Source organism: Mucilaginibacter roseus (assembly GCF_021215455.1).
GTDB lineage: Bacteria > Bacteroidota > Bacteroidia > Sphingobacteriales > Sphingobacteriaceae > Mucilaginibacter > Mucilaginibacter roseus.
The window spans coordinates 171346-197027 of record NZ_JAJPWV010000006.1; the positions used below are offsets into that span (position 1 = coordinate 171346).

General features: G+C 45.2%; 22 protein-coding genes. 18 read left to right on the plus strand and 4 right to left on the minus strand.

Going from position 1 to position 25682, the window contains the following annotated elements; genetic code table 11:
- Nucleotides 1-7 precede the first annotated feature (7 nt).
- Together LT679_RS17420 and porW are read right to left on the minus strand one after the other, a co-directional pair.
- Nucleotides 8-2245 (minus strand): penicillin-binding protein 1A, encoded by a 2238-nt coding sequence (locus tag LT679_RS17420; RefSeq protein WP_232178951.1) that lies wholly within the window; start codon nucleotides 2243-2245, stop codon nucleotides 8-10.
- An 8-nt stretch (nucleotides 2246-2253) separates the two neighbouring features.
- Nucleotides 2254-5091 (minus strand): type IX secretion system periplasmic lipoprotein PorW/SprE, encoded by a 2838-nt coding sequence (porW, locus tag LT679_RS17425; protein WP_232178952.1) that lies wholly within the window; start codon nucleotides 5089-5091, stop codon nucleotides 2254-2256.
- Between the two features lie 72 nt (nucleotides 5092-5163).
- Between porW and LT679_RS17430 the strand changes: the two genes are divergently transcribed.
- The 18 genes from LT679_RS17430 (at nucleotide 5164) to LT679_RS17515 (ending at nucleotide 22870) form a co-directional block, all read left to right on the plus strand.
- Entirely contained in the window at nucleotides 5164-5394 is a 231-nt protein-coding gene (locus LT679_RS17430; protein ID WP_232178953.1) for an AtpZ/AtpI family protein, read from the plus strand.
- A 1-nt stretch (nucleotide 5395) separates the two neighbouring features.
- A complete protein-coding gene (locus LT679_RS17435; protein ID WP_232178954.1) occupies nucleotides 5396-5776 on the plus strand; it encodes a hypothetical protein in 381 nt (126 codons plus the stop codon).
- 32 nt (nucleotides 5777-5808) lie between these two features.
- Complete coding sequence (atpB, locus tag LT679_RS17440; protein ID WP_317206554.1) at nucleotides 5809-6867, plus strand: F0F1 ATP synthase subunit A; 1059 nt, start codon at nucleotides 5809-5811, stop codon at nucleotides 6865-6867.
- A gap of 53 nt (nucleotides 6868-6920) precedes the next feature.
- Nucleotides 6921-7127, plus strand: a complete 207-nt coding sequence (atpE, locus tag LT679_RS17445) for an ATP synthase F0 subunit C (protein ID WP_194101808.1) — start codon at nucleotides 6921-6923, stop codon at nucleotides 7125-7127.
- A 95-nt stretch (nucleotides 7128-7222) separates the two neighbouring features.
- The gene (gene atpF, locus LT679_RS17450; RefSeq protein ID WP_232178955.1) at nucleotides 7223-7732 is read left to right on the plus strand and encodes a F0F1 ATP synthase subunit B; all 510 of its coding nucleotides are present in this window, start codon (nucleotides 7223-7225) and stop codon (nucleotides 7730-7732) included.
- A gap of 81 nt (nucleotides 7733-7813) precedes the next feature.
- Entirely contained in the window at nucleotides 7814-8359 is a 546-nt protein-coding gene (atpH, locus tag LT679_RS17455; RefSeq protein ID WP_232178956.1) for an ATP synthase F1 subunit delta, read from the plus strand.
- Between the two features lie 33 nt (nucleotides 8360-8392).
- Nucleotides 8393-9967, plus strand: a complete 1575-nt coding sequence (gene atpA, locus LT679_RS17460) for a F0F1 ATP synthase subunit alpha (protein WP_232178957.1) — start codon at nucleotides 8393-8395, stop codon at nucleotides 9965-9967.
- A 141-nt stretch (nucleotides 9968-10108) separates the two neighbouring features.
- The gene (gene atpG, locus LT679_RS17465) at nucleotides 10109-10999 is read left to right on the plus strand and encodes an ATP synthase F1 subunit gamma (protein WP_232178958.1); all 891 of its coding nucleotides are present in this window, start codon (nucleotides 10109-10111) and stop codon (nucleotides 10997-10999) included.
- A 175-nt stretch (nucleotides 11000-11174) separates the two neighbouring features.
- Nucleotides 11175-12062: a DUF4349 domain-containing protein gene (locus tag LT679_RS17470; RefSeq protein WP_232178959.1), complete on the plus strand. Its 888-nt coding sequence runs from the start codon at nucleotides 11175-11177 to the stop codon at nucleotides 12060-12062.
- A 114-nt stretch (nucleotides 12063-12176) separates the two neighbouring features.
- Entirely contained in the window at nucleotides 12177-13808 is a 1632-nt protein-coding gene (locus LT679_RS17475) for a glycosyltransferase family 39 protein (RefSeq protein WP_232178960.1), read from the plus strand.
- Nucleotides 13809-13880: 72 nt separating this feature from the next.
- Nucleotides 13881-14075, plus strand: coding sequence for a hypothetical protein (locus LT679_RS17480; RefSeq protein WP_232178961.1), 195 nt, complete (start codon nucleotides 13881-13883; stop codon nucleotides 14073-14075).
- A 115-nt stretch (nucleotides 14076-14190) separates the two neighbouring features.
- A complete protein-coding gene (locus LT679_RS17485) occupies nucleotides 14191-15654 on the plus strand; it encodes an SDR family oxidoreductase (protein ID WP_232178962.1) in 1464 nt (487 codons plus the stop codon).
- Between the two features lie 6 nt (nucleotides 15655-15660).
- Nucleotides 15661-16569 (plus strand): TIGR01777 family oxidoreductase, encoded by a 909-nt coding sequence (locus tag LT679_RS17490; RefSeq protein WP_232178963.1) that lies wholly within the window; start codon nucleotides 15661-15663, stop codon nucleotides 16567-16569.
- Nucleotides 16559-17872: a cryptochrome/photolyase family protein gene (locus LT679_RS17495; protein ID WP_232178964.1), complete on the plus strand. Its 1314-nt coding sequence runs from the start codon at nucleotides 16559-16561 to the stop codon at nucleotides 17870-17872. Before LT679_RS17490 ends, LT679_RS17495 begins: the two co-directional genes overlap by 11 nt.
- A gap of 164 nt (nucleotides 17873-18036) precedes the next feature.
- The gene (locus LT679_RS17500; RefSeq protein WP_232178965.1) at nucleotides 18037-18348 is read left to right on the plus strand and encodes a hypothetical protein; all 312 of its coding nucleotides are present in this window, start codon (nucleotides 18037-18039) and stop codon (nucleotides 18346-18348) included.
- A gap of 106 nt (nucleotides 18349-18454) precedes the next feature.
- The gene (murB, locus tag LT679_RS17505; RefSeq protein WP_232178966.1) at nucleotides 18455-19483 is read left to right on the plus strand and encodes a UDP-N-acetylmuramate dehydrogenase; all 1029 of its coding nucleotides are present in this window, start codon (nucleotides 18455-18457) and stop codon (nucleotides 19481-19483) included.
- A gap of 276 nt (nucleotides 19484-19759) precedes the next feature.
- Nucleotides 19760-20299: an RNA polymerase sigma factor gene (locus tag LT679_RS17510; protein WP_232178967.1), complete on the plus strand. Its 540-nt coding sequence runs from the start codon at nucleotides 19760-19762 to the stop codon at nucleotides 20297-20299.
- A 156-nt stretch (nucleotides 20300-20455) separates the two neighbouring features.
- A complete protein-coding gene (locus LT679_RS17515; protein WP_232178968.1) occupies nucleotides 20456-22870 on the plus strand; it encodes a TonB-dependent receptor in 2415 nt (804 codons plus the stop codon).
- An 82-nt stretch (nucleotides 22871-22952) separates the two neighbouring features.
- Here LT679_RS17515 and LT679_RS17520 read toward each other — a convergent pair whose 3' ends face one another.
- Both LT679_RS17520 and LT679_RS17525 read right to left on the minus strand, forming a co-directional pair.
- Nucleotides 22953-24140 (minus strand): class I SAM-dependent rRNA methyltransferase, encoded by a 1188-nt coding sequence (locus LT679_RS17520; protein WP_232178969.1) that lies wholly within the window; start codon nucleotides 24138-24140, stop codon nucleotides 22953-22955.
- Between the two features lie 27 nt (nucleotides 24141-24167).
- Nucleotides 24168-25661 (minus strand): phytoene desaturase family protein, encoded by a 1494-nt coding sequence (locus LT679_RS17525; RefSeq protein ID WP_232178970.1) that lies wholly within the window; start codon nucleotides 25659-25661, stop codon nucleotides 24168-24170.
- Nucleotides 25662-25682: the final 21 nt, after the last annotated feature.

The window sequence follows — 25682 nt, forward strand, 5'->3', positions numbered from 1 at the left end:
TCGGAGCCTAAAATTCCAGCCGCTCTTCTACCCCGGTGCTATCAGGTTGCTGCTGCTGGTGGTACGATTTACAATCCAGCGTTATACTCACTCCCGATTTCGGCGGATCAAAGTCGACATTCTTTTTGATGCCTAATGCCTGGTTAGCATAAACCTTTTGCATGTATAATGCGAATATCGGCAGCGCGGTATTTGCCCCTTCACCCAGGTTGGTTGAGCGGAAGTGTATATCGCGGTCCTCACAACCTGTCCAAACGCCGGTTACCAATTGTGGTGTTATGCCGATGAACCAGCCATCGGAGTTTGATTGCGTAGTACCGGTTTTACCGCCTATAGGGTTGGTTAGTTTATATTTTGAACGCAAGCGCCAGCCTGTACCTTCATCAACCACGCCCTTCAGCATATAGGTCATTACGTAAGCGGTTTGCTCGTTAAGCGCCTGGCGTACGGTAGCGTGGTGGTCGTACAATACGTTACCGTTCTTGTCTTCAATACGCAACAGGAAGGTTGGTTCCGTCCATACGCCATGGTTGGCAAAGGCTGAATAGGCGCCGGTCATATCAAATACTGAGGCATTAAATGTACCCAAACATATAGATGGGTAAGGCCCTATATCCGGACTATTTACCCCCATTTTTTTGATCAGATCCATTACCGGCTGTGGTTTAACCTCGTTCATTACATATGCGGTAATGTAATTTTGAGAGTTCGCCAAAGCCTTGCGCAGGGTTAGTACTCCCGGTATAGTGCCTGTTGAGCGCGGTGTCCACGGTTCGCCGTAACCGGTGATGGTTACGGGTACGTTGGCTACCTCCATACAAGGTGAAAAGCCGGCATCAACAGCAACTGCATAAGTAAATGGTTTGGCCGTAGAGCCCACCTGGCGGGTACCCATACGCACCTGGTCATACTTAAAGTGCTCAAAGTTGGTGCCACCAACCCAGGCCTTAATGTAGCCGGTTGTTGGGTCCATGCTCATCATGGCATTGCGCAGCATCATTTTATGGTAAACGATGGAGTCAATAGGCTTCATCGTGGTATCGATATCACCTTTCCAGGTAAACAGGCTCATTTTAGCAGGAGTATTAAAATCTTCCTTTATCTCTTCGTCTGATTTTCCGGCCAGTTTAAGCGCTTTGTATCTGTCGCTGCGCTGCATGCCCTGTTTTAGCAGTAGCTGGAAATTATTGATACCTTTCCACAGGCTGCGGCCTTTCCAATGATTATTGAATTGGGCCTGCAGGTTACGCATGTATTCCTTCTGTGCCTCTTCGGCATAGCGCTGCATGGTAGCATCAATAGTGGTGTAAATTTTTAAACCATCGCGATCCAGATCATACGGAACGTCGCCCTCTTTAAATATTGATTTGTCGACTAATATCTTTTGTACTTCTCTTTTCAGTATCGCCCTGAAATACGGTGCCGAACCCTCGTTATGGTTAATGGGGTGAAAGCTCAGGCCAAGCGGTTTTTGCTTAAATTCTTCAACCTGCCCATCGCTCAGGTAACCTACCTGTGCCATGCGGCGCAGCACCAGGTTACGGCGGTTAATGGCATTATCCGGGTGATTGATAGGGGAGTAGATGCCCGGCCCGTTTACCATACCTACCAGTAATGCCGCCTGATCGGGCGTTAATTTATCAGGTGTGGTGTTGAAATATGTTAAAGCGGCCGATTTAATGCCGAATACGTTGTAAGCGCCAAAGTCAACCGTATTGAGATACATGGTGATGATCTCTTCCTTGGTATAGTGGCGTTCTATTTTAACTGCGGTTATCCATTCCTGTAGTTTTTGGATGATCCGCTTGAACGGATTATGCGCACGTTCCGAAAAAAGGTTAAGCGCCAATTGCTGGGTAATGGTACTGCCGCCTTGTTTCTTGCCAATCAGGTTATAAAAAATAATGCTGAACGTACGGTTAAAGTCGATACCGGAGTGATCGTAAAAGCGCGCGTCTTCAGTAGCTACCAGCGCGTTTATCACGTAAGGAGATATCTCTTTGTAAGTAACGTTGGTACGGTTTTGCACAAAGTAGGTACCGAGTATTTGTTTATCTGATGATATGACCTGCGATGCCAGGTTGCTCTTCGGGTTTTCCAGATCGCGAAAGGATGGTAGTTGCCCGAATATGCCGAATGCCGTAAGCAGCAGCATAATAACTACGAATGAGAAACAAGCAATTACAAAGCGCCATATATACCAGTTATACCTGAGGGTATCCTGTGGTGAAAGTTTTACGATCATTTTCTTATCTAAAAATTATCCTGGTAATACTCCTTATAAGTATCCAGTAGTTTTCCGTCGGCTAATTTATCCAGATTTTGCTGTGTGATGATAAAGAAAGTGTATTTATCTTTTGGCACCTTCATTATCTCCGGCATCAAAGGTATAATGTTGCGCGCATATTCCTTAGCCTCGCCTACGGTATAAAACCGGCCGACATAAATAAGCTGGTTATCTCCGGATTGTTTTAGCTGATGCCTTATACGCACGCCCTGGTACCGGGTACGGTTAAACTGCCCTACACCAAAACGTGATGAAGCTAAATTAGTTGTGCGCGAACCTACGCTTATCACAAAATAGTAATTGGTGCTATCGCTCTCGTTAAACGGATAAGCTTTTTTAGGCGTTACCGGAGTATTTACGCTATCGGTTTTAGGCTGAATTACGTCTGGTTGTTTGGCTATTACCGGATCAGGCTTTTTAACCGCAAGGCTATCTGCTGGCTTGGCAACCGCAACAGGCTTTTCCACTTTGGGTTTCTCTACGCGTTTATCCGCAACCGTAGCAAACTCGGTAACCAGCGGGCCCACTTCTTCGGGCGCGAATGGTATATAATCAGGGTCACTATCCAGTATGGCAAACCGGCGTGCGGCCATTTCATTGCTGTTAGCATTGATAAAAGCAAGGTGCTGCCCAACCAGTGGCGTTATCAGCCTGTCGGCAGGATAAGTGTTCACAATGCTTTGCAGGTCGGCCTTAAACGGATCAACCTTTACCTGCCTGCCACGGGCCAGCGCGCGCAGGTATTGTAGTTGGGCCGATAGCTTATTGTTAGGGTATTGTTGCATCAGGGCATCCACCTGCTGCATAACTTCGGGGTACTTACGTTGCGCATACAGTTCATACACCTCGTTATATAAAGCGTTAAAGCTTGCATCGGCATCGTTAATGCGTTTGGCATAATCCGGGTCTAAGATCACCTTCGCATATGGCGAATCGGCAAAATCCTTTAGCAACCGGTTCTTGTATTCATCAGCTCGCGTTAACTGATTAGTGCTGGTATACAACCGGTACAGGCTGTAATAAATGGCCGCCCGGTTTGAGTTATCAGGGAAACGTTTTAATATTAATTCATAGGTAGCGATGGCTTCTTTAGGATCCTCAATAACATCGCGGTAAAAATTGGCTATCTCAAACAAGGCATTATAAATACGGATGTTCGATTGGTTAACCATTGCCGGGTTTACCGGGATAGTTTGCAGCAATTGCTGCCGGTAATCAGCCGTAGCCATATTGTTTTGTGTTTGCTGCAACTGGTTTTGCACCGCGTTGGGGTTGGCTGTTTGCGAGTTATTTACCGTTAAATTGGCGGTACTGCGCTGGCTGCGGCGCCAGTTATCCTCCAGTTTGCGGTTGCCCCAGCGTTGTTTAAAGGTGGCGAAGCCCGAACCAACCGCCGCGTTATTATAAAAATAGAAGTTACCACCGGTTGGCGTGCTTGCCCTGGGGTTTTGCATGTTACTTATCTCCAGCGGAACAGCGGTAGGTGCCGTGGCCGATTTCGGATCGGCTGATGTAACCTGGGTGCTTAGCTGCTGTAGCAGCAGGTAGCGATTAACCATACTGTCAACCATATTGGTTCGGGCCGGCTCCGGCAGGCGGGCCAGCATTTGCAAAGTGTCCTCATGGGCAATAATGCTCAGGTTTGCGGTAAGCTGCTGTAGGTTATCCGTCTTTTTACGGATGGCCGCGTAGCCCGGATAGGTAGGCGACAGGTTGGCCAGTGTGCTGTCGTAGTAATTTTTAGCATCCGGATAGTTGGTCTTATCCTTAAAATATATATCGGCCAGGCGCAGGTAGGCTAAGCCTTTCTGCTGCTGGTTTTGGTCACTGGCGGCTATTGCCAGGCGATAATTTTCAACGGCTTTGTCTATATTTTTTTCGGTATAATATATCTGGCCAATGTGGTAATATATCTGATCAGTAAACTCCTGGTTATTGCTATTGCGCAGCAGGCTCCGCAGCCTGTCAATACGACTTATTTTTACCCCATCGCGCATGTCTTCAATACGTATGCGGTTCAAGTCAGCATTAAAGGCCATTTCAAAAGGCGCATTGCTGTTTACTATCCGGGTGTAAGTGCTTACAGCTTCGGCTGGTTTGCTGTTCAGTTCCTGCAACTGGGCTAAAATAAAACGCCAGCGTGCCCTGTACTGCGAACTATTGGCAAATTCCACTGCTTGTACAGCCATCGCTTCGGCATTGGTATAATCGCGGGTATCTATATAATATTGCAGCGCAGTAGCATAAACATCGGCTGTAATATCCTTTTTAGGGTTGATGCTGCGCAGGGCGGTATCAATTTCGGGTTTGGCTTCCTTATGCTGGTTTAGCATCATCATACTGCGGGCTTTCCATACGCGGGCTTCCTGCAGCAATTCAGGCTTTTCGCGATGCGATCTTAAAACATAATCACAATACTCCTGCGCGTTAAAGTACTGCCTGCCGAGGTAATTAGCCTTACCAAGCAGCAGGTAGGCATCTCCAACGTAATTGCTTTGCTCCTTAAAGTTGATGATGTAGTTGCCTTTTTCTATTACAGCGGTAAGCTCCTTATCGCCCTCCGCAGTGCCGGCAGTATCAGGGTAAACGCGCAGCAGCTCGCTGTAATCATCAATAAACGCAGCGGCGTAAGCCTCCTGTTTTTGGTTGAGCAGCTCGCGGGCGTTAAACAATATGTTATAGTGTGCAGTGAGGTTTTGCAGCCGGCGGTTAAGCGGAGTTTTCTTCTCGAGCGTACAAGCCGCGGCCAGGAATACCGCAAAAAGTATCAGTATGGTATGTTTTATTGATGCCGGTTTATGCACAGAAGAATAGATATACGAATGCTTTGCTAAAATAAATAAATACTATACACCAATATTAAATAAATTTGCACCATGGCCCAAAACGAACCCAACCAGTCCGATCAGGCAGGCAAAGGCATGAGCAACTATGCCAAATACACTGGCATTGCTGTACAAATGATCGTCATCATTGGTGGTATGGCTTACGCCGGCTATAAAATTGATGAAGTAAACAAACACAATGTACAGTGGGTTACCGCTGTAATGGCACTGGCCGGGGTTTTCATTTCTTTGTACCTTGTCATCAGGGCTGTAAAAAACTGATATGCTGCGCACCTTAACCTCATTCATCATATTTAGCGTTTGCCTGGCGTTGCCGCCTGCCGTATTGGTGTATACGGGTAATACCAAGTGGGTGTTGCCGCAATTTTGGGGCATCTTTGTGCTGATAACCGCCTTAACGCTTATGCTGATTGTAGCCGTATCGCTCATACAAAAACGGCATCCGGAGATGTATGCGCAAACTTTCCTGATCATGACGGTTGCCAAAATGGTTTTGAGCATGGCGCTGGCTCTTTTTTTTTCCATAAAATTCAAGGTTGACAGCGTAGTTTTTGTGCTCAATTTCTTTTATGTATATTTCTTAAATACCATCTTTGAAGTTTTGGTTTTGTTACGTAACTTGCGCAACCAAATTGAAAAGTGAAAAACACTCATTTAATGAATTTTAGCCACATTTTGAACTCAAAAAAAACCGCTCTGAGCTTGATTTTAGGCGTTTTTTTGACTTTTTGCGCTTGTAAAACTTTTGCGATACAACACGAGGAACACGCAGAAGAGGTAAAGAACGCAGAAACCGAAGCTTTTAATCCAACCACCGCCATCCTCGAACACATCAGCGATTCGCACTACTGGCATGTGGTAGGTGAAACCTCAATTCCGCTGCCGGTTATATTATATACTGACAAGGGTGTGGAGTTCTTTTCATCGGCTGCTTTTCATCATGGTACTGAGGCTCACCAGGGTCAGTTTTATACCTATAAATTAGTAGAGGATAAAATTAAAGCGGTTGATGCCAATGGCGAGGTTGACAAAGAGGCCTCATCTCATGTTTACGATTTTTCGATCACCAAGAACGTAGTTGCTATGTGGATAGCGGGATTGCTTATCCTGATCATCTTCATGTCCGTTGCGTCATCATACAAAAAACGTGAAGGCAAAGCGCCTAAAGGTTTACAGTCGCTGGTTGAACCGATCATCATGTTCGTGCGCGACGAAATTGCCAGGCCAAATATCGGCCGTGGTTACCAGCGCTATATGCCTGTATTGTTAACCATATTCTTTTTTATATGGATGAACAACCTGTTGGGCCTGGTGCCATTGTTTCCGGGTGGCGCTAACGTTACGGGTAATATCATGTTCACCTTTGTAATGTCGGCCATAGTTATGCTGGTTGTTAACTTCAGCGCCAACAAGTACTACTGGAAGCACATCTTTTTACCTGATGTACCGGTATGGCTGTATCCGATCATGATCCCGGTTGAGTTGATCGGTGTTATATCAAGGCCGTTCGCGTTGATGATTCGTTTATACGCCAACATCTCTGCGGGCCACATTATTGTGTTGAGCTTAATATCATTGATATTCATCTTCAAATCAATCGCGGTTGCGCCAATATCTATCGTGTTTGTATTGTTTATGGACGTGCTGGAGTTACTGGTTGCTTTCCTGCAGGCATTTATTTTCACCATGCTTACAGCGCTGTTCATCGGTACCGCGGTTGAGGATCATCATTAATTAATATCTGCAAACAATTATATAATTATATTTAACTTTTAAAATTTAAAAACATGACTGGAAGTATTGCTGCATTAGGTGCAGGTTTAGCAGTTATCGGTGCCGGTTTAGGTATCGGTCAGGTTGGTGGCAAAGCCATGGAAGGTATCGCTCGTCAGCCAGAAGCTGCTTCAAAAATCCAAACTGCCATGATCATTGCTGCAGCTCTTATCGAGGGTGTTGCTCTGTTCGGTGTGGTAGTTGCCCTGTTAGGTAAATAATTTACCGCAAAAAGAAACAGTAGAGCCCGGAGCGATTGGCAACGGGCTTTATTTAAAAGTTAAAACGTACTCGAAATCTCTCTTTTAGATATATAATGGAACAATTATTCGAAGGTTTGTTAAATGACCATTTAGGATTTGTAGTTTGGGCAGCGGTTGCCTTTATCCTGTTATTGATATTACTGGGTAAGTTTGCCTGGAAACCAATTATGCAGGCCATTACCGACCGTGAGCGTTCAATTGAAGACGCCCTGCTTAAAGCCGAGGCTGCAAAAGAAGAAATGGCCCGCCTTACCGACGAGAACGAAGCTTTACTTAAAAAAGCACGTGCCGAGCGCGACTTGATCCTGCACGAAGCCCGTAAGGTAAAAGAGCAAATGATTCATGATGCCCGTGACCTGGCCCAGAAAGAAGGCGCGCGTATGCTGGAGCTTGCCCGTATCGAGATCAACAACCAGAAAGCTATTGCCCTGGCCGATGTTAAAAACCAGGTAGCAAGCCTTTCGCTTGAAATTGCGGAGAAAGTGTTGCGTAAGCAATTTGAAGATCAGGCTAAGCAAGATGAATTGGTTGCCGATTTATTGAAAGAAGTTAAGTTAAAATAGATATAAGACGTTAGATAAGAGATGTGAGATCGAAAAATGTTTCTCAAATCTCAAATCTCAGATCTCATCGCTAAATAAAATATGTCAGAACTAACAGTAGCATCCAGGTACGCCAAATCACTCATTGACCTTGCGGAGGAGCAAAACGCGGTTGATGCGGTTAAAGCGGATATGGATTTCTTTCTGCAAACATTGAAGCAGAACCCGGAGCTGAGCGCCGTTGTAGCTAACCCGATCATATCACACAGCAAAAAGACCGCTATATTGAACAGTCTTTTTGGTAGCAAGGTAAACGCGTTAACTACAGGCTTTTTCACCATTATGGTTAACAAGGGCCGCGGTGAGGTTTTACAGGCTACTGCTAACGAATATATAAATCAGTACAACGTAAAACGCAATATCATCAAGGCTAAGGTAACCTCGGCTACCCCGCTTTCATCAGCCAACAGGCAACAGCTTACCCTGGAGGTAGAGCAGGCCACCGGCAGTAAAGTGATATTGGTTGAAAAGGTTGACCCTACGCTGATTGGCGGCTTTGTGCTTGCTGTTGGCGACAGGCAGATAGACACCAGCATTGCTGCTGACCTGAAACGCCTGAAAAAAGATTTTGCTCAAAAGACAGTTTAATATTTACTCAAAAACACCAATAAAAGAAATAAAATGGTAGAGGTAAGACCAGACGAAGTATCAGCCATCCTGCGTCAGCAACTGGCAGGCTTCAAGTCAGAATCCGAACTGGAAGAAGTAGGTACCGTATTGCAAATAGGCGACGGTATTGCCCGTGTTTACGGATTAACAAAAGTACAATCAGGTGAGCTGGTTGAGTTTGACAATGGCCTGCAAGGCATTGTACTTAACCTTGAAGAAGATAACGTAGGTGTGGTATTGCTTGGTTCGTACGAAGGTATTAAAGAAGGTGATACTGTTAAGCGTACCAGCAAAATCGCTTCACTTAAAGTAGGCGAAGGCATGCTTGGCCGTGTGGTTGATACCCTGGGTAACCCTATCGATGGTAAAGGCCCTATAACCGGCCAAACCTATGATATGCCTTTGGAGCGTAAAGCACCGGGTGTAATTTACCGCCAGCCGGTAACTGAGCCATTGCAAACCGGTATCAAAGCTATTGACGCGATGATCCCAATCGGCCGCGGCCAGCGTGAGTTGGTTATTGGTGACCGCCAAACCGGTAAAACTGCGGTTTGTATCGATACCATCATCAACCAAAAAGAATTTTATGATGCCGGCCAACCGGTTATCTGTATATATGTTGCCTGCGGTCAGAAAGCTTCAACCGTAGCTAACATTGTGCGTACTTTAGAAGAGAACGGCGCTATGGCTTACTCAATAGTAGTAGCTGCTAACGCTTCTGACTCTGCGCCGATGCAATTCTTTGCGCCATTTGCTGGTGCAGCTATCGGCGAGTACTTCCGTGATACAGGCCGCCCTGCTTTGATCATCTATGATGATCTTTCAAAACAGGCTGTTGCTTACCGTGAGGTATCCTTATTACTTCGTCGCCCACCGGGCCGTGAGGCTTACCCGGGTGACGTGTTTTACCTGCACAGCCGCTTACTGGAGCGTGCCGCTAAGATCAACTCGAATGATTCGATCGCAAAAGCGATGAACGACCTACCTGAATCATTGAAAGATGTGGTTAAAGGTGGTGGTTCATTAACCGCACTGCCTATCATCGAAACACAAGCGGGTGACGTATCAGCATACATCCCAACCAACGTGATCTCGATCACTGACGGTCAGATCTTCCTGGAGTCGAACCTGTTCAACGCGGGTGTTCGTCCGGCTATCAACGTAGGTATCTCGGTATCTCGTGTAGGCGGTAACGCGCAGATCAAATCAATGAAGAAAGTTGCCGGTACTTTAAAGCTTGACCAGGCACAGTACCGCGAGCTTGAGGCATTCTCAAAATTCGGTTCAGACCTTGATGCTTCAACTAAAAGCGTGTTAGATAAAGGCGCTCGTAACGTTGAGGTGTTAAAGCAAGGCCAATACTCACCGGTATCAGTTGAAAAACAAGTAGCTATTATTTACATCGGTACTAAAAACCTGATGCGTAGCGTACCTGTAAACAAAATCAGGGAGTTTGAAGCTGAGTACCTGAGCCAACTTGAATTGCGCCATCCTGAAGTGCTTTCGGCACTTAAAGCAGGTAAGTTTGATGATAAACTAACCGGCGTGCTTGAAACTGTTGCTAAAGAATTAGCAGGTAAGTACTAATTTAGATATGAGATAATAGATTTGAAATGCGAGACAAACTCACATTTCAAATCCTAAAAATGATACTTAAAGAAATGGGGTAGGGCAAAGGGAGTGAGTTAATCTCACATCTCACATCTCACATCTCACATCTCAAAAAGAATGGCTAACTTAAAAGAAGTAAGAAACAGGATATCGTCGGTAAGCTCAACGCAGCAAATCACCAAGGCCATGAAAATGGTCTCGGCTGCCAAGTTAAAGCGGGCTACCAATGCTATTGTACAGTTACGTCCGTATGCTACCAAGCTGAAGGAGCTTTTGGCAAACCTGTCGGCAAGCCTTGAGGATGGCGCATCACCATACCTGCAAGAGCGCGAGCCGGTACGTGTGCTGGTGGTAGTGGTATCATCAAACCGTGGTTTGGCCGGTGCATTCAACGCTAACGCCATTAAAGCAGCTAACAATTTAATTGCCGAAAAGTACAGCGAGCAATTAAGAAACGGTAACGTTTCTATAGTAGCTATCGGTAAAAAAGGCCACGACTTTTTTAGCCGCCGTAAGTACAACGTTATTGGCAACAATAATGAGCTTTACCAAAACCTTAACTTTGCTAACACTTCGGTAATTACCGAGGCCATTATGCAAGGTTTTGTTAACGGCGATTATGACCGTGTAGAGGTTGTTTATAACCACTTCCGTAACGCGGCGGTACAAATACTGACTACCGAGCAGTTATTGCCGGTGCCAAAGCAGGAAGTTAAAGTGGATGATAAATCCGCGTCACAGCAGGTTGACTATATTCTGGAGCCATCAAAGGAAGAGATAGTAGCTGAATTGATCCCTAAAAATATCAAACTACAGCTTTACCGTGCCGTGCTTGATTCGCATGCATCAGAACATGGCGCGCGTATGACGGCTATGGATAAAGCTACTGATAATGCGGGCGAGTTATTACGAAGCCTAAAACTATCATACAACCAGGCACGCCAGGCGGCCATCACTACCGAGCTTACGGAGATTGTGAGCGGCGCGGCAGCATTATCAAACGGATAATAATTTCATTTTATCATGATACAAAAGACTACCCATCAGGGTGGTCTTTTTTTGTTATAGCATGTTTTGCCGGTAAATATTACGGCCTGATAATCTGTAACATTCAGGTAATTATTCGTACGGGCAGGTTACCTTTTTGCGTCAGCTGGTATTAACATAAAAAACCTATAACATTATGAAAATCAAGATTTTATTTGCACTGCTGTGCGCAGCGGTGACGCTCTACTCATGCCGTAACAATGGAGAATACAATACCTTGGACAATACAAGCAGCGATACCGCGCTGGTTGCTGCTGACAGCGTTTATTCAGCAAATCAAAAGCTGATTAAAACTGCAGACCTGAACTTCAAGGTAAAAGATGTACGTAAAGTGGGCGAGGAAGTAACCGGACTTACGCGACACTATAAGGGCATGGTAATGAACCATCACTTACGGTCGGAGGTGGAACGGTTGAAGGATGTGGAGCTGGATAACGATTCGGTGATGCGGGTGTCTCTTTTTAACACCCACGCCGATATGACCGTTAAGGTGCCCGCCGAGCATTTGACGGCGTTTGTAGCTGCTGTTAACCATTTAGGCGTGTATACTACGCTTAGCGATATGGATATTGAGGACAACACACTTAGCTACCTTGAATCGCAACTGCGTATGGATAGCCGCAAGGAGTTGGTTAAACAGCAAAAGCAAGGCACCATCAAGCTAAAGAACCCTCAGGATGTATTGATTTTTAAAGACGCCCTGGTTGACGAGCAGATTAATACAAAGCGCATTGATGCCGCAGTAAAATACAGCACCGTAAGCCTCAGCTTTTTTGAGAACAATACCATACTAAAAGAGCGCATACCCAATACCAACCCCGCGGTTTACAACACAGGTTTTGGCTTGCGGTTTAAACAAGCTGTTGTTAACGGGATGCACCTTTTTGCAGAGGTATTTATAGCCCTTGCCAACCTATGGGTTTTTGTACTTATGGCTGTTGCTATGTGGATGATATACAAGTATTACAGGCGAAAACACCCTGCCCTGTTTGCCGATAAAGGCCCGGTAAAACGTGTAGTGTAAATAATAGTTAATACAATTTTTAGTTGTACGAAAAAGCGCCTGATTTGAGGCGCTTTTTGCATGTAGTGAACGCTGAATGCCTTATTTTTATAGCCACCCTTATTTTTAAGCTTTATGCCCCAAAGTGCCTCGCGCCAAAACTATTTTAGCAGCAGAAATTTATTGTGGATCATTATCGCGCTGGGTATAGCCTTGCGTGTTTATCACCTGGTTGATAACCGGTCGCTTTGGGAAGATGAGGTATACCTCTCAACCGGTTTTGCCGAATACAATTTGGGCGATGTGCTCACCAAGCCATTGCCCTTTCAGCAAAAGGCACCGTTAGGTTATTTGTTGGTGGTAAAGAGCATTACAACAGTATTGGGTGCGCATGAATTGCCGCTGCGTTTGTTCCCTTTTATTTGCGGTGTACTGTCATTGTTAGTATTTGTGCCGGTGGTAACCAAATTGCTGAAACCGGCGGGCAGATTAGTTGCAATGGTCTTACTGGCTTTTGGGCCAATTACCTTATACCATTCGGTAGAAGCCAAACAGTATTCAGTCGAGCTTTTCTCGGTAATTTTATTGCTCTACCTCTATATTAAATACCATGGTAAACCAACGCTTAAAGAGCGCTTGTTTTGGGGCGCATGGGGAGCGGTAATTGTTTGGTTTTCGTTCGCATCAATATTTGTGATGGCCGCTATGGCTGCAGCTATCGGGTTAACCTACCTGCTCAAAAAGCAGTACAACCAACTGATCGGGGTATTGCCGGTATTCGCCCTGTGGTTTGGCAGCTTTATTATTAACTACGTTTTGTTTACGCATAAGGATAGCGATACCGGCTGGCTGGTTTACTTTTTTGTTTATCATGATTCTTTTATGCCGATATCCGGCCACGCCTTGCCTTGGATAGTTAAGCGCATGGTTTCGTTTTTAAACTATCCAATGGGGCTAAGCTGGATGAGTGTTTACAATGCCGGTGTGCTGCAACAAGCCCTGCTCCGCATGATATTTGTGCCCTTGCTGCTTGTAGCTTTGGGTACATGGCAGCTTTACCGTAACAAAAAACAACTGGTGCTTATTGTAGCCTTTTCGTTTCTCATTGTATTTGCCGCATCGGCGTTGAAGCTTTATCCGTTTCATGAGCGGTTAACCCTGTTCCTGGCGCCGCTTTTCATGTTGCTTTTGGCATCTGGAGTTGATTTTTTTAGTCAGCGGCCTTACCGCTCGCCGGTTGCGTTGACGGTGCTTGGCCTTATGCTGGTGTTTGGTCCGGTAAAAAATACTATCGCGCAAACCGCGCACACTTATTTGTTTGGCGATTATAAGAAATCATTCCAACGCGAGGCGCTTACCTATCTTAACAATAATTATCAACCCGGAGATGAGGTTTACGTTTACTGGAACAACTTGCCCGGGTATAATTTTTACAGGCAGGTATATCCATTAAAGTTTAAGGCGATTGAAGGGGTGGATTACCGTCACCGGGTATCAAATTTTAATGATTACTTCACACTGGTAGATCGCGACCTGTCGCCATTTAAAGGCAAAAAGCGCGTTTGGATTGTACAGCACAACCACATGGATATCCCGATAGGCGACTTTATTGGCGACCCGGCCTGGTATTATAAGGATAACAACGGGCCTCAGCTGTTTCATCAGCATCTGGAGCGTATGGCTAAACCAGTGATGAGCTACCGTCCGGACGGTGCGAAAGCATCAACCGATGTTGACGTTACGCTGTACGATTTTTCTGCCCGTTAAAAATGTTTAACCCGGTGTACGTATTGTACCGAAAATTTTTATTTTTGTGCCGGATAAAAAATTATTTCTGTTATGAATTCAATGGAGAATGCAAATGCCGAAGGGCACTACAAATTACTGGTTGTAGCAATTGTAATCGGTCTGTTCGGCTGTTTCTTCCGTTTCGCCGGTGATGCTGCAGTATACTCTTGGGTATCAAACATCGCCATTGTAGTGGGTACAATCATCGCGTTAAAAGGTGTATTTGCCATTTTGGGTAAACAGTAAGCAATAATATTTAAAATATTTAAAGAGCGCCGTGCATTGCATAGGCGCTTTTTTTATTCCTGTTGGTTATAAGTGGCAGCAAACACTTTTTCGCTTTTACGTTGTTCAATAAAGCATGAAGGTGTTACTTGCCGGTGCTAACGGATATATAGGAACGAGGCTGATCCCGGTGCTGCTGGAGAAGGGGCACAATGTGGTATGCCTGGTGCGCGATAAGCGGCGCTTTCATGAGCAAAGCGATTTTAGCGACCGCGTGTCGCTCATAAAAGGCGATCTGCTGCGCGAAAAAGATATTGAGGATTTCCCGAAGGATATTGATGCAGCTTATTACCTGGTACACTCCATGTCGCAGGCGCCTGACTTTGCCGAACTCGAGGCGCTATCAGCACATAACTTCATTCAAAAACTTAATAATACTAACTGTAAGCAGGTTATATTTTTAAGCGGCATTGTTAACGATAGCAACCTGTCCAAACACCTGCTGTCGCGCAAGCATGTTGAAGATGTGTTGCGCGAGGGTAAGGCGCCGGTCACCGTACTAAGGGCATCCATCATCATCGGGTCCGGTAGTTCATCTTTCGAAATTATTCGCGATCTCACAGAAAAGCTTCCGCTGATGACGGTACCCAAATGGGTTAAAACCCGTTGCCAGCCCATCGGTATACGTGATGTTTTGGGCTACCTGGAAGGTGTTGCCCTTAACGAGCGAGCAATCGGTAAAACATTTGACATTGGTGGCCCCGATGTACTTAGCTTTAAGGAGATGATGCTGCGCTATGCCAAAGTAAGAGGCTTGAAGCGGCATATTGTAACCATTCCGTTTTTATCGCCTAAGCTGTCGTCATACTGGCTGTATTTCGTTACGTCGGTAAACTACTCACTGGCCAATAGTTTAGTGGAGAGCATGAAGAACGAGACCATCATGCGCGATCATGCTATTGACGAAGCTGTGCCCCGCGATTGCCTCACATATGAGGAAAGCCTGGAGCTGGCCTTTGAAAAGATTGAGCAAAACTCCATTGTATCGAGCTGGAAGGACGCGCTGAATGGCGGCTACCTCAAATCTGAATTTATGGATCAGATCAAGGTTCCGCAAAACGGAACCTTAGAATATAAGGTGAAGCTACCTTTTGAGGAAGATAGTGAAAAGGTGGAGAAGAACATCTGGGCTATTGGCGGCGACCGTGGCTGGTACTACTGGGACTGGATATGGAGCATACGCGGATTTCTGGATAAGTTATTCGGCGGGGTGGGTTCGCGCCGGGGGCGTACCAGCGGTAACAACATTGAACCGGGCGATGTTATTGATTTTTGGCGCGTACTGCTTGCCGATAAGTTGAATAAACGCCTGCTATTATATGCCGAGATGAAACTGCCCGGTGAGGCCTGGCTGGAGTTTAAGATCATAGAAAGAAAGGGCAAAAAGTTTTTAAGCCAGATAGCTACCTTCAGACCCAACGGCGTTTGGGGTAGGGCATACTGGTATATGATGTGGCCTTTCCACTTATTTATATTTAACGGCATGGCTAAACAAATAGTGCAGTTTGAAGATACACGCAACATCCATCAAGGCAAATAATCATACATGATCAGTAAAAAAATATTAATTACCGGCGGCTCCGGTGGCTTGGGCAGGCAACTTACCGATCTGCTATTGACCAAAGGTTACACGGTAGCCCACCTGAGCCGTGGCGAGGGTAAAGATAAACGCGTGAAAACCTACCACTGGGATGTGAACAAAGGTATTATAGACGAAACCAGTATTGACGGAGTTAATACCATTATCCACCTGGCGGGAGCTGGTATTGCAGATGAACGTTGGACGGATGAACGCAAAAAGGTAATTATTGAAAGCCGTACCAAATCCATCGCTTTGGTATATGATCTGCTTAAACGTAAGTCAAATAAGGTTCGGTTCGTAATTTCGGCATCGGGTATCGGTTACTACAGCGATCGTGGGGATGAGTTATTGACCGAGGAGCATCCGCCGGCAAATGATTTTTTAGGCCAATGCTGCGTATTATGGGAGCAGGCCGTTGATAAAGGGGAAGAACTGGGCCTACGCATAGCCAAATTCCGTACAGGAGTGGTGCTGGATAAACATGCCGGAGCCTTGCCTAAGCTATCCGCACCTGTAAAATTCGGCTTTGGTGCCCCGTGGGGCAGCGGCAGGCAATGGATGCCCTGGATACACTGGCAGGACGTTGCCGGCATGTATCTTTTTGCGATTGAACAAGAGTTAAACGGTGTATATAACATGGCAGCCCCTAACCCGGTTACCAACGCGCAGCTCACCAAGGCTGTAGCCAGGCATCTTAAAAAGCCGTTATGGCTACCTAATGTGCCTGCCTTCGCGCTCAAACTGGCTTTGGGCGAAATGAGTACGCTGGTTTTAGGCAGCACCAAAGCATCGGCCGATAAAATTGAGCAAGCTGGCTTCCATTTTAAGTTTGATAGTATTGATAAAGCATTGACCGATATTTATGGCCGATAAAAAACCTGTTTCTGTATTTTGGTTCCGCCGCGATTTGCGTTTGGATGATAATGCCGGCTTTTACCGCGCGCTTAAGAGTAAAAATCCGGTGCTGCCTATCTTTATTTTTGACAAGGAAATTCTCGACGACCTGAGAGACAAGAAGGACGCACGCGTGACCTTTATATATCAGGTAATTGAAGAACTCAAGGCTGCTTTAAAAAAGCATCATTCAGATCTGCGGGTGTTTTATGATAAGCCCGAAAACGCTTTTAAGCATTTGCTTAAGGAGTACGAGGTAGCCGAGGTTTATACCAATCATGATTATGAGCCCTACGCCGCTAAGCGCGATGGCGATATTGCTAAACTGCTTAAAAAGCACGAGGTAGAACTCAAGACCTACAAAGACCAGGTGATATTTGAGCGGGATGAAGTACTTAAGGATGATGGCAAGCCTTATACCGTATTCACGCCTTATAAAAAGCGTTGGCTGCAAACGCTGAAGCCGTTCTATTTAAAACCCTATCCCAACAAAAAGTATATTAAAAACCTGCATACGTTTCAGGCTCCGGCTATGCCGACCTTAAAGGAAATGGGCTTCGAAAAAAGTGACCAAAAATTTCCGGATAAAAAGTACAAGGATGTAATGGATGATTATGCCAAAACCCGCGATTATCCGGCTATCCAGGGTACATCGCGAATAGGTATACACCTGCGCTTTGGTACGGTGAGTATACGCCAACTGGCCGCTGATGCAAACGAGTGCCATGAAAAAACGTGGCTGAATGAGCTGATATGGCGGGAATTTTACATGATGGTGTTACACCATTTTCCACATACGATGGATCATGCCTTCAGGCCGGAGTACGATCGTATAAAGTGGCAAAATAACGAAGAACACTTCAAGGCCTGGTGCGAAGGCCGCACAGGTTACCCATTGGTGGATGCCGGTATGCGCGAGATGAACGAAACCGGCTACATGCACAATCGAATCCGCATGGTTACAGCCAGCTTTTTAAGCAAGGATCTGCTGATCGACTGGCGGCGGGGCGAACACTACTTTGCCGAAAAACTGCTGGATTATGAAATGGCCAGCAACGTTGGTGGCTGGCAATGGGCTGCAGGCTCGGGTACGGATGCCGCACCATACTTCAGGATATTCAATCCCGAGTCGCAGCAAAAAAAGTTTGACCCCAAGCTGGAATACGTAAAAAAGTGGGTGCCGGAATATGCCGACTTTACCAAATACCCTAAACCAATCGTTGACCATAAGGAAGCGCGCGAAAGAGTGTTGAAAGCTTTTAAGGATGCGTTGAGGAAGTAGTGCTAACTTGATCTGATTGTGCGTTCATGTATTGGGCAGCCTTTGCATTAAAGTTTATAAGCAGATAACCGATTACTATAAAGCAAACATTGATTATAACTTCCTGCTTCTGTTGTTTTGTAAAATCAGCAGTTAGGTAAGGATTGTTATCCATAATGGTTATTATGCCTTTAATTGCTATAGGCGCGCTTTTTATTATAGTTAACCACCCCAAAACTATTGCTACTACCCTAAACAAAGGTTCGGATGCTAGATTTATATTAATTGAGTCATCTTCAAAACTTTTATCAAGTTTTAAAATTTCAGCGATCCTATTAGTTTTAAATAGTAAAAAATATATCAGCACCCAAGGTATCACTACAGCCGATGCGATGTTAATAAAAACAAAGACTATGTTAAGCGGCACGCCTGTGGTAAACTGCCGCATTGTCAAAAAGATAGCAAATGTTTGTGGTAGCGAAATTAAGGCGCTGTAAAGTAAATAAAGCCCGAAGCATTTAATTATGATAAGCCAAAGGGTATTAAGTTTCATGCAATAAGATTATGTATAGCTAATATAAAAAAATCCCGACATTCGTACCCATGCTGCAAATACAGGAAAATACTTCGCTTAAACATCTTAATACATTCGGTATAGAGGCACAAGCCAGATACTTCGTTGAAATTAGCCATGAAGATGAATTAACCGAATTATTTGCAGACGCAAAATGGCACAGCATACCCCGCCTGGTGTTAGGTGGCGGCAGCAATATGCTTATGGTTTCAAATTTTGATGGTTTGGTTATCCGCGTTAACATTCGCGGTATTGAGCACCGTATCAGCCAGGATGAAGTTATGGTTGAGGCCGGCGCTGGCGAGGTTTGGAATGACCTGGTAAACTTTTGTGTCGACCGTGGTTTTGCCGGTATGGAAAACCTGAGCCTGATTCCCGGCTCTGTAGGTGCATCGCCCATACAAAACATAGGTGCTTATGGCGTAGAGATAAAGGATGTGTTTGAAAGCTGCCGCGCCTTCGAGATAGCCACCGGCCAGATTAAAACCTTTACCCATGCCGATTGCAAGTTCGGCTATCGCGAAAGCATATTTAAAAGCGAGCTGAAAGGTCAGTATATTATTACGTCAGTAAAATATAAGCTATCATCAATTCCGAACCTTAATTTAAAATATGGCGCCATTGAGCAGGAACTTGCTGCCCGTGGTATAAACAGCCCAACCATTAAGGATGTATCTGATGTAGTAGCGCATATCCGTGTTTCTAAACTGCCCGATCCTTCAACTATCGGCAATGCCGGCAGCTTTTTCAAAAATCCGGTTATTGATGTTGATAAGTTCCGTTTGTTAATAAAAATTCACCCTGATGTGGTAAACTATCCGGCTGGCGAAGGGTTTATAAAATTAGCGGCAGGGTGGTTGATTGAGCAGTGCGGTTGGAGAGGGAAAGTAGTTGGAAATACCGGCACCTGGAAAAACCAGGCGCTGGTATTGGTTAATCATGGCAGGGCTACCGGCCAGGAGGTGTATGATCTGTCGTCGGCGATAATAGACAGTGTGTACGCTAAATTTGGCGTTAAGCTGGAGCGCGAGGTAAATATTATAGGTAATCCGGCCTAATTATCACCCGAATTCTTTACTTCCGGCTCTAAAGCCGCAATATATGCCGGTTAATCGGTGTTCTTGTTTATATATTCTGCTATAAACTACACTGCATGCTATATATGTGTACACTTAATAGTACTCTCGCATAGCTCAATATTAAGAATTTATTAAAGCAACATACGTGTTTTAACGTTTTAGTTGCGCTCTCCCTGCTTAAAACGGCCTTTTGTTATAAGTTTTGCAAAGTGGTATCATAATTGTCTTTACTCAATCACATTAACAACTACTACTATGACTAAGATTGAGTTTAACACCCTGGTACTACGTCAAGCAAGTTCACTGCGTTCATACGCTTTACATTTTACGCATGATGCTGACGATGCCAACGACCTGGTGCAAGACACCATGTTAAAAGCGATAACTTATTATAACAAGTTTAAAGAAGGTACCAATTTAAAAGGGTGGTTATACACAATCATGAAAAATACTTTCATCAATAACTACCGCCGTTTTGTTAAGATGAGCACCTTCGTAACTAAAAGCGACGAGATATCATCACCAAACCTGGTATTCAGCTCAACTAAAAATGATGGTGAGTCAAAATTTGTAATGGACGATATCAAGCGTGCATTAGAGAAATTGCCTGAAGAATACTATGTGCCTTTCACCATGTATTTTGAAGGCCATAAATATCATGAGATTGCCGATCATCTGGACATTCCTATCGGTACCGTTAAAACCCGTATACACGTAGCACGTAAGCTGTTAAAGAAAAACCTGAAAGCCTATGATAACGGCGTTGCAAAACCCGTTTATGCAGAAGCTGAATAAAGGCACATTTTAAACTCAACATATATAGCTAAACCCGCAAACGCGGGTTTTTTTGTTTATGTTTAATAGCTCTATTTAGAATAATTCAAAATTAGACTTGGTTCGGTGCGGTAAAAATCCTACTTTCGCCGCATAATTTAAACTAAGTCTAAATAAATGAAATATTTTTATCAGCTTTTACTCATCACAGGTTTAATGTTTCTGATTATTGACGTTCAGGCGCAATCAAACGGAACTATAAAAGGTAGCATACTTACCTCTGACGAGCAACCCGCCGAAGGCGTTTCCGTTAATTTGAAAGGCACACGTTATGGTGCCGTAACAGACGATAAAGGCGAATTCAGCATTAAGGCACCTGCCGCAAGCTACACACTGGTTATATCGCAGGTAGGTAGCACCAGCCAGGAGCAGGATATTACCATAGAGGCTTCCAAAACGCAAAAGTTATCACCCATAACAATTAGCGCCAGTGTATCAGAGCTGGAAGCAGTAAATATAACCGCGGGCAGAACTAACCGCCTGGTGGTTAAAAAAAGCCCTTATGTTTCAAAGCTGCCTTTAAATAACCTTGAAAATCCGCAGGTTTACACCAGCATTACCAAGGAGTTGATGGTGCAGCAAATCAACACTAACTTTAATGATGCTTTAAAGAACACCTCAGGTCTTGATAAATTGTGGTCGTCAACAGGCCGAGCGTCTGACGGTGCTGCTTATTACACCCTGCGTGGTTTTGCTACCCAGCCAAGCATTATAAATGGTATTGCCGGTTTAACTAACGGCGATCTGGATCCATCCAACATAGAGCGTATTGAGGTTATAAAAGGCCCTTCGGGTACTTTATATGGTGGCGCCTTAACCAACTTTGGTGGTTTAATAAACATTGTAACCAAACGCCCTATTGATACCTTAGGCGGATCGGTTGGTTATTCAACCGGTAACTTTGGTTTGAGCCGCATTAATGCGGATATATACGGACCGGTATCATCTGACAAGAAACTGCTGGCCCGTGTTAACGCGGCTTACCATTATCAAAGCAGCTTTCAGGATGCAGGCTTCCGCAGGTCGTTTTTTGCCGCGCCTTCATTTGAATACCGCGCTTCGGATAAACTGACCTTGAATCTGGATGCAGAATTTTACAACTACGAAGGTACTAACGCCCTTATGGTTTTCCTGAACAGGGGCAGGCAGCTTATTGCTCGCACACCGGAAGAGTTGAATTTTGATTTCAAACGCTCGTACACCGCTAACGATATCACTTACAAAAACCCAACAGTTAATGTTCGGGGCTTGGCCACTTACAAGTTGAGCAATGAGTGGACATCGCAAACCAGCTTTTCACGCAGCATCCGTAAGTCTGACGGGGTGAACCAGTATATCATGTACATCGGTGCCAGCGATACCCTGCTTAACCGTTATGCCAGCATACTTAACTCAACAAGTACAGCTATTGATGTGCAGCAAAACTTTATTGGCGACTTCAATATTGCCGGTAAACGTAACCGTGTAGTGGTAGGGCTTGATTACCTGAACCAAATTACTGATAATGATAACTCGCCTTATATCCTGTTCGATCAGGTAAACTCATCAATTAATGATCCGCGTTATGTTGGCCTGAACAAACAGGCTTTAATTACCCGCCTGGGTGCAGCCACAACAGGCTTTACAAAAAACCGTACTAATGTAAATGTATATAGCGCTTACCTGTCGGACGTGTTTAATGTAACCGACCGTTTATTAGCTATGGCGAGTGTACGTGTGGATCGTTTTGATAGCCGCGGTACTTATAATAAATTAACAAACGCGGTAACCGGTGAGTACAAACAAACCGCCGTATCGCCAAAGTTCGGTTTAGTTTATCAGGTAGTTAAAGATCAGGTATCGGTTTTTGGTAACTACATGAATGCTTTCAGAAACGTAGCGCCGGTAACCCAGCCATTACCTGACGTATCGGGCGTATTTAAGCCTCAGCAAGCTAACCAAATTGAGGGTGGTGTTAAGCTCGATGCTTTCAAAGGGAAATTAAGCATGACAGCAAGTTACTACGATATATCGGTAAATAATACTACCCGTACCGAGGCTATTGTTCGCGATGGCCAAACGTACAACGTTACTATACAGGATGGTACCCAAAAAAGCAAAGGCTTTGAGCTTGACCTGATTGCTAATCCGGTAGCCGGCTTAAACATTGTGGCCGGTTACAGCCATAACAACAGCAAGTTTACTAAAGCCGACCAGAATGTGGTTAACAGAAGGCCGGTGAGCGCAGGTCCTGCCGACCTGGTTAATGCCTGGATCAGCTATACACAGCCGACCGGAGTATTAAAAGGTTGGGGTGCCGGTTTTGGTGGTAACTATGCCGGTAAGAACGTCATCACAAATGATTTACGTACAGGCGAATTTACTTTGCCGTCGTATACCGTACTCAACGCTACCATTTTTTACAATACGGCAAAATACCGCATTGGTTTAAAAGTGGATAACCTTACCAATAAGGAATACTTTAAAGGTTGGACTACCGTGGAGCCGCAAATGCCACGCGCTGTAGTAGCCAACGTTACTTACAAGTTTTAACAGCTGCCACTGATAATGCAAAGCGGGCGTAGTTATTTTGCTACGCCCGCTTTTGTATTTAGGTATGTTGATAGTTATCTAATTAAAACACCCGGCAAAGCAATCCTTTTAAATACTCGCCTTCAGGGAATGACGAGCGTACCGGGTGATCTTCAGGCTGGCAAAACTGATGGATGAATTGTACCTGCTTGCCAGCATCAAGGGCTGCCCAGGCCAGTACCTGTTTAAAAGTTTCCAAATCCATTGCCCCCGAGCAGGAGTAGGTAGCCAGCAAGCCGCCATCATTAAGTAGCAGCATAGCTATGCGGTTCAAATCCTTATAAGCGCGAGATGCCCGGTCTAACGCGGAGCGCGATGGGGCATACTTTGGCGGATCAAGCACGATAACATCAAACTTCTCACCATCATCCTTAAAACGGCGTAGCTGACTGTTTACATCAGCTTTGATAGCCTGGTGCTTTGTAGTGTCAAAATTATTCAGGCGGATGTTTTCATTCAGGGTTTCAACAGCTAAGGCCGAGCTGTCTACACTGGTAACAGAGGCGGCTTCATTTTTCAGGCTGTTTAGGGTAAAGCCACCGGTGTACGAAAAGCAATCCAGCACCTTTTTGCCTTTGGCGTACGATGCCAGTATGCGGCGGTTATCGCGCTGGTCGCAATAAAATCCTGATTTTTGTCCTTCGGCGATGTTAATGCCATAGGTTATGCCATTTTCTTGCACTTCAACCAGCTCGGGCGGCTGGGTACCCCAAAGCAGTTTGTTTTCGGTGGCCAAACCCTCGTGCTGGCGCGATGAAGCGTCGCTCTTGTCGAATATACTTTTAGGATTGAGCAACTTTTGCAATTCATCAATAATCACCGGTAGGTTATTATCAATGCCGGATGTGAGTACCTGTACAGCCAGATGATCGGCGTATTTGTCTACGATGAGTCCCGGCAAATAGTCAGCTTCGCTAAAAATTAGCCGGCAGGTGTTGGTTTCGCCATCGGCAAGTACATGGCGGCGGGCGCTAACAGCATCAGCAACCTTTGTGCGAAACCAGGCCTGATCAATCTGTACTTCTTCGTTCCACTCCAGTAGCCTGAGTGCCACGCGTGATTTATCGTTATAAAAACCATAGGCCATAAATAAGCCCTGGGCAGATACCAGCCGTACTACGTCGCCATTGGCAGGTTTACCTTTAACCCGTTCCACCGCGCCCGAGAAAACCCAGGGGTGGCGTTGCAATACCGCTTTTTCTTTGCCCTTTTTTAATATAACGTCAACCATAAGCGCAAAGGTAGCAATTACAATGTGTTATGGCTGCTTAACCTCGGGCTTTATCAGCTTTTGAACTTCGGCGGCAACCACCCTGCCCGATATAATGGCTGGTGGAACTCCCGGTCCCGGTACGGTAAGCTGCCCGGTATATAACAGGTTACTGATGTGTTTTGCCCGCATAGCCGGCTTTAAAAAGGCGGTTTGGTGTAAGGTGTTGGCCAGACCATAAGCATTGCCTTTGTAGGAGTGATAATCTGCCTTAAAATCATTCATTGCGTAGCTGCGCTTTACCATAATGGCATTGCGGATGCTTTCGCCGGTTACGGCCTCAAAACGTTTCACCATAATGTCGAAATATTTTTCGCGCATGGCTTCGCTATCTTGCAGTCCCGGCGCCAGAGGCATTAGGAAGAATAGGTTCTCGCAGCCTTCGGGTGCTACGCTGTTATCCGTTTTTGACGGGCAAGAGGCATAAAACAACGGCTTTGACGGCCATTGCGGCTCGGTATAAATTTCGTGCGCATGCTGATCAAAGTCCTCATCAAAGAACAGGTTATGATGCTTTACATCGCCAATTTTTTTATTCAGTCCGATATAAAACAGCAGGCTCGATGGCGACATGGTGCGGCTGTCCCAATATTTTTCCGTGTAATTCCTGAAGGGTTTTTCTATCAGTTTTTGGTCTACATGTTCGTAATCAGCGCCGGCTACAACTATATCTGCGGTAAAATTACCTTTATCAGTTTCAATAGCGGTAACCTTACCTGCGGTTACCTGCAGGTGTTTTACTTCAGTATTTAATTTAATGGTTACACCAAGTTCCTGCGCCAGGCTTACCATCGCTTTAACAATTTCGTTCATGCCGCCCATTGGGTACCAGGTGCCTAAAGCCAGGTCGGCATAGTTCATCATGCTGTACATGGCCGGGGTATTTTGTGGCGTGGCGCCTAAAAACAGCACCGGAAATTCCAGTAGTTTTATCAGTTTGGAATTATGAAAGTACTTACGTAAGTGCTTACTCATGCTGGTAAGTAATTGTATGCCCAGGCTTTTTTTGATCAGGTTGAGATCAAAATATTCGGTTATAGAATGCGAGGGCTTAAACACATACTCACCCATGCCTACCTTGTACTTATACTCTGCCTGTTTTAAAAACTCACGCAGCTTTTCACCGCTGCCCGGTTCTATCGCCTCAAACATGGTTTCAAGTTCTGCCATAGCTGCCGGTACATCCAGCAGGTCATCCTTACCAAAATATACGCGATAGCCAGGGTCGAGCCTCTTGAGATGATAGTAATCAGAAGGCTTTTTGCCAAATTGCGCAAAAAAGTCTTCAAATACATCAGGCATCCAATACCAGCTCGGGCCCATATCAAAACGGAAGCCATGCGTTTCCCAAACCTGCGCCCGGCCGCCCGGCTGGCTGTTCTTTTCGTATATGGTTACATCATACCCCTGTTTGGCTAAAACGCAGGCCGCGCTTAAGCCCGCGAAGCCCGACCCGATAACGGCAATTTTACTTTTAAGCATGTTCACTCTAATAACCCAAAG

Excerpts from the sequence above, each read along its gene's own strand:
- LT679_RS17510 (WP_232178967.1), top strand. The coding sequence starts at position 19,760 with ATGACTAAGATTGAGTTTAACACCCTGGTACTACGTCAAGCAAGTTCA.
- LT679_RS17470 (WP_232178959.1), top strand. The coding sequence starts at position 11,175 with ATGAAAATCAAGATTTTATTTGCACTGCTGTGCGCAGCGGTGACGCTC.
- LT679_RS17500 (WP_232178965.1), top strand. The coding sequence starts at position 18,037 with ATGCCTTTAATTGCTATAGGCGCGCTTTTTATTATAGTTAACCACCCC.
- atpF (WP_232178955.1), top strand. The coding sequence starts at position 7,223 with ATGGAACAATTATTCGAAGGTTTGTTAAATGACCATTTAGGATTTGTA.
- LT679_RS17485 (WP_232178962.1), top strand. The coding sequence starts at position 14,191 with ATGAAGGTGTTACTTGCCGGTGCTAACGGATATATAGGAACGAGGCTG.
- atpG (WP_232178958.1), top strand. The coding sequence starts at position 10,109 with ATGGCTAACTTAAAAGAAGTAAGAAACAGGATATCGTCGGTAAGCTCA.
- LT679_RS17515 (WP_232178968.1), top strand. The coding sequence starts at position 20,456 with ATGAAATATTTTTATCAGCTTTTACTCATCACAGGTTTAATGTTTCTG.
- LT679_RS17490 (WP_232178963.1), top strand. The coding sequence starts at position 15,661 with ATGATCAGTAAAAAAATATTAATTACCGGCGGCTCCGGTGGCTTGGGC.
- LT679_RS17480 (WP_232178961.1), top strand. The coding sequence starts at position 13,881 with ATGAATTCAATGGAGAATGCAAATGCCGAAGGGCACTACAAATTACTG.
- LT679_RS17430 (WP_232178953.1), top strand. The coding sequence starts at position 5,164 with ATGGCCCAAAACGAACCCAACCAGTCCGATCAGGCAGGCAAAGGCATG.
- LT679_RS17435 (WP_232178954.1), top strand. The coding sequence starts at position 5,396 with ATGCTGCGCACCTTAACCTCATTCATCATATTTAGCGTTTGCCTGGCG.
- atpH (WP_232178956.1), top strand. The coding sequence starts at position 7,814 with ATGTCAGAACTAACAGTAGCATCCAGGTACGCCAAATCACTCATTGAC.
- LT679_RS17520 (WP_232178969.1), bottom strand. The coding sequence starts at position 24,140 with ATGGTTGACGTTATATTAAAAAAGGGCAAAGAAAAAGCGGTATTGCAA.
- atpE (WP_194101808.1), top strand. The coding sequence starts at position 6,921 with ATGACTGGAAGTATTGCTGCATTAGGTGCAGGTTTAGCAGTTATCGGT.
- murB (WP_232178966.1), top strand. The coding sequence starts at position 18,455 with ATGCTGCAAATACAGGAAAATACTTCGCTTAAACATCTTAATACATTC.
- LT679_RS17475 (WP_232178960.1), top strand. The coding sequence starts at position 12,177 with ATGCCCCAAAGTGCCTCGCGCCAAAACTATTTTAGCAGCAGAAATTTA.
- LT679_RS17525 (WP_232178970.1), bottom strand. The coding sequence starts at position 25,661 with ATGCTTAAAAGTAAAATTGCCGTTATCGGGTCGGGCTTCGCGGGCTTA.
- LT679_RS17420 (WP_232178951.1), bottom strand. The coding sequence starts at position 2,245 with ATGATCGTAAAACTTTCACCACAGGATACCCTCAGGTATAACTGGTAT.
- LT679_RS17495 (WP_232178964.1), top strand. The coding sequence starts at position 16,559 with ATGGCCGATAAAAAACCTGTTTCTGTATTTTGGTTCCGCCGCGATTTG.
- atpA (WP_232178957.1), top strand. The coding sequence starts at position 8,393 with ATGGTAGAGGTAAGACCAGACGAAGTATCAGCCATCCTGCGTCAGCAA.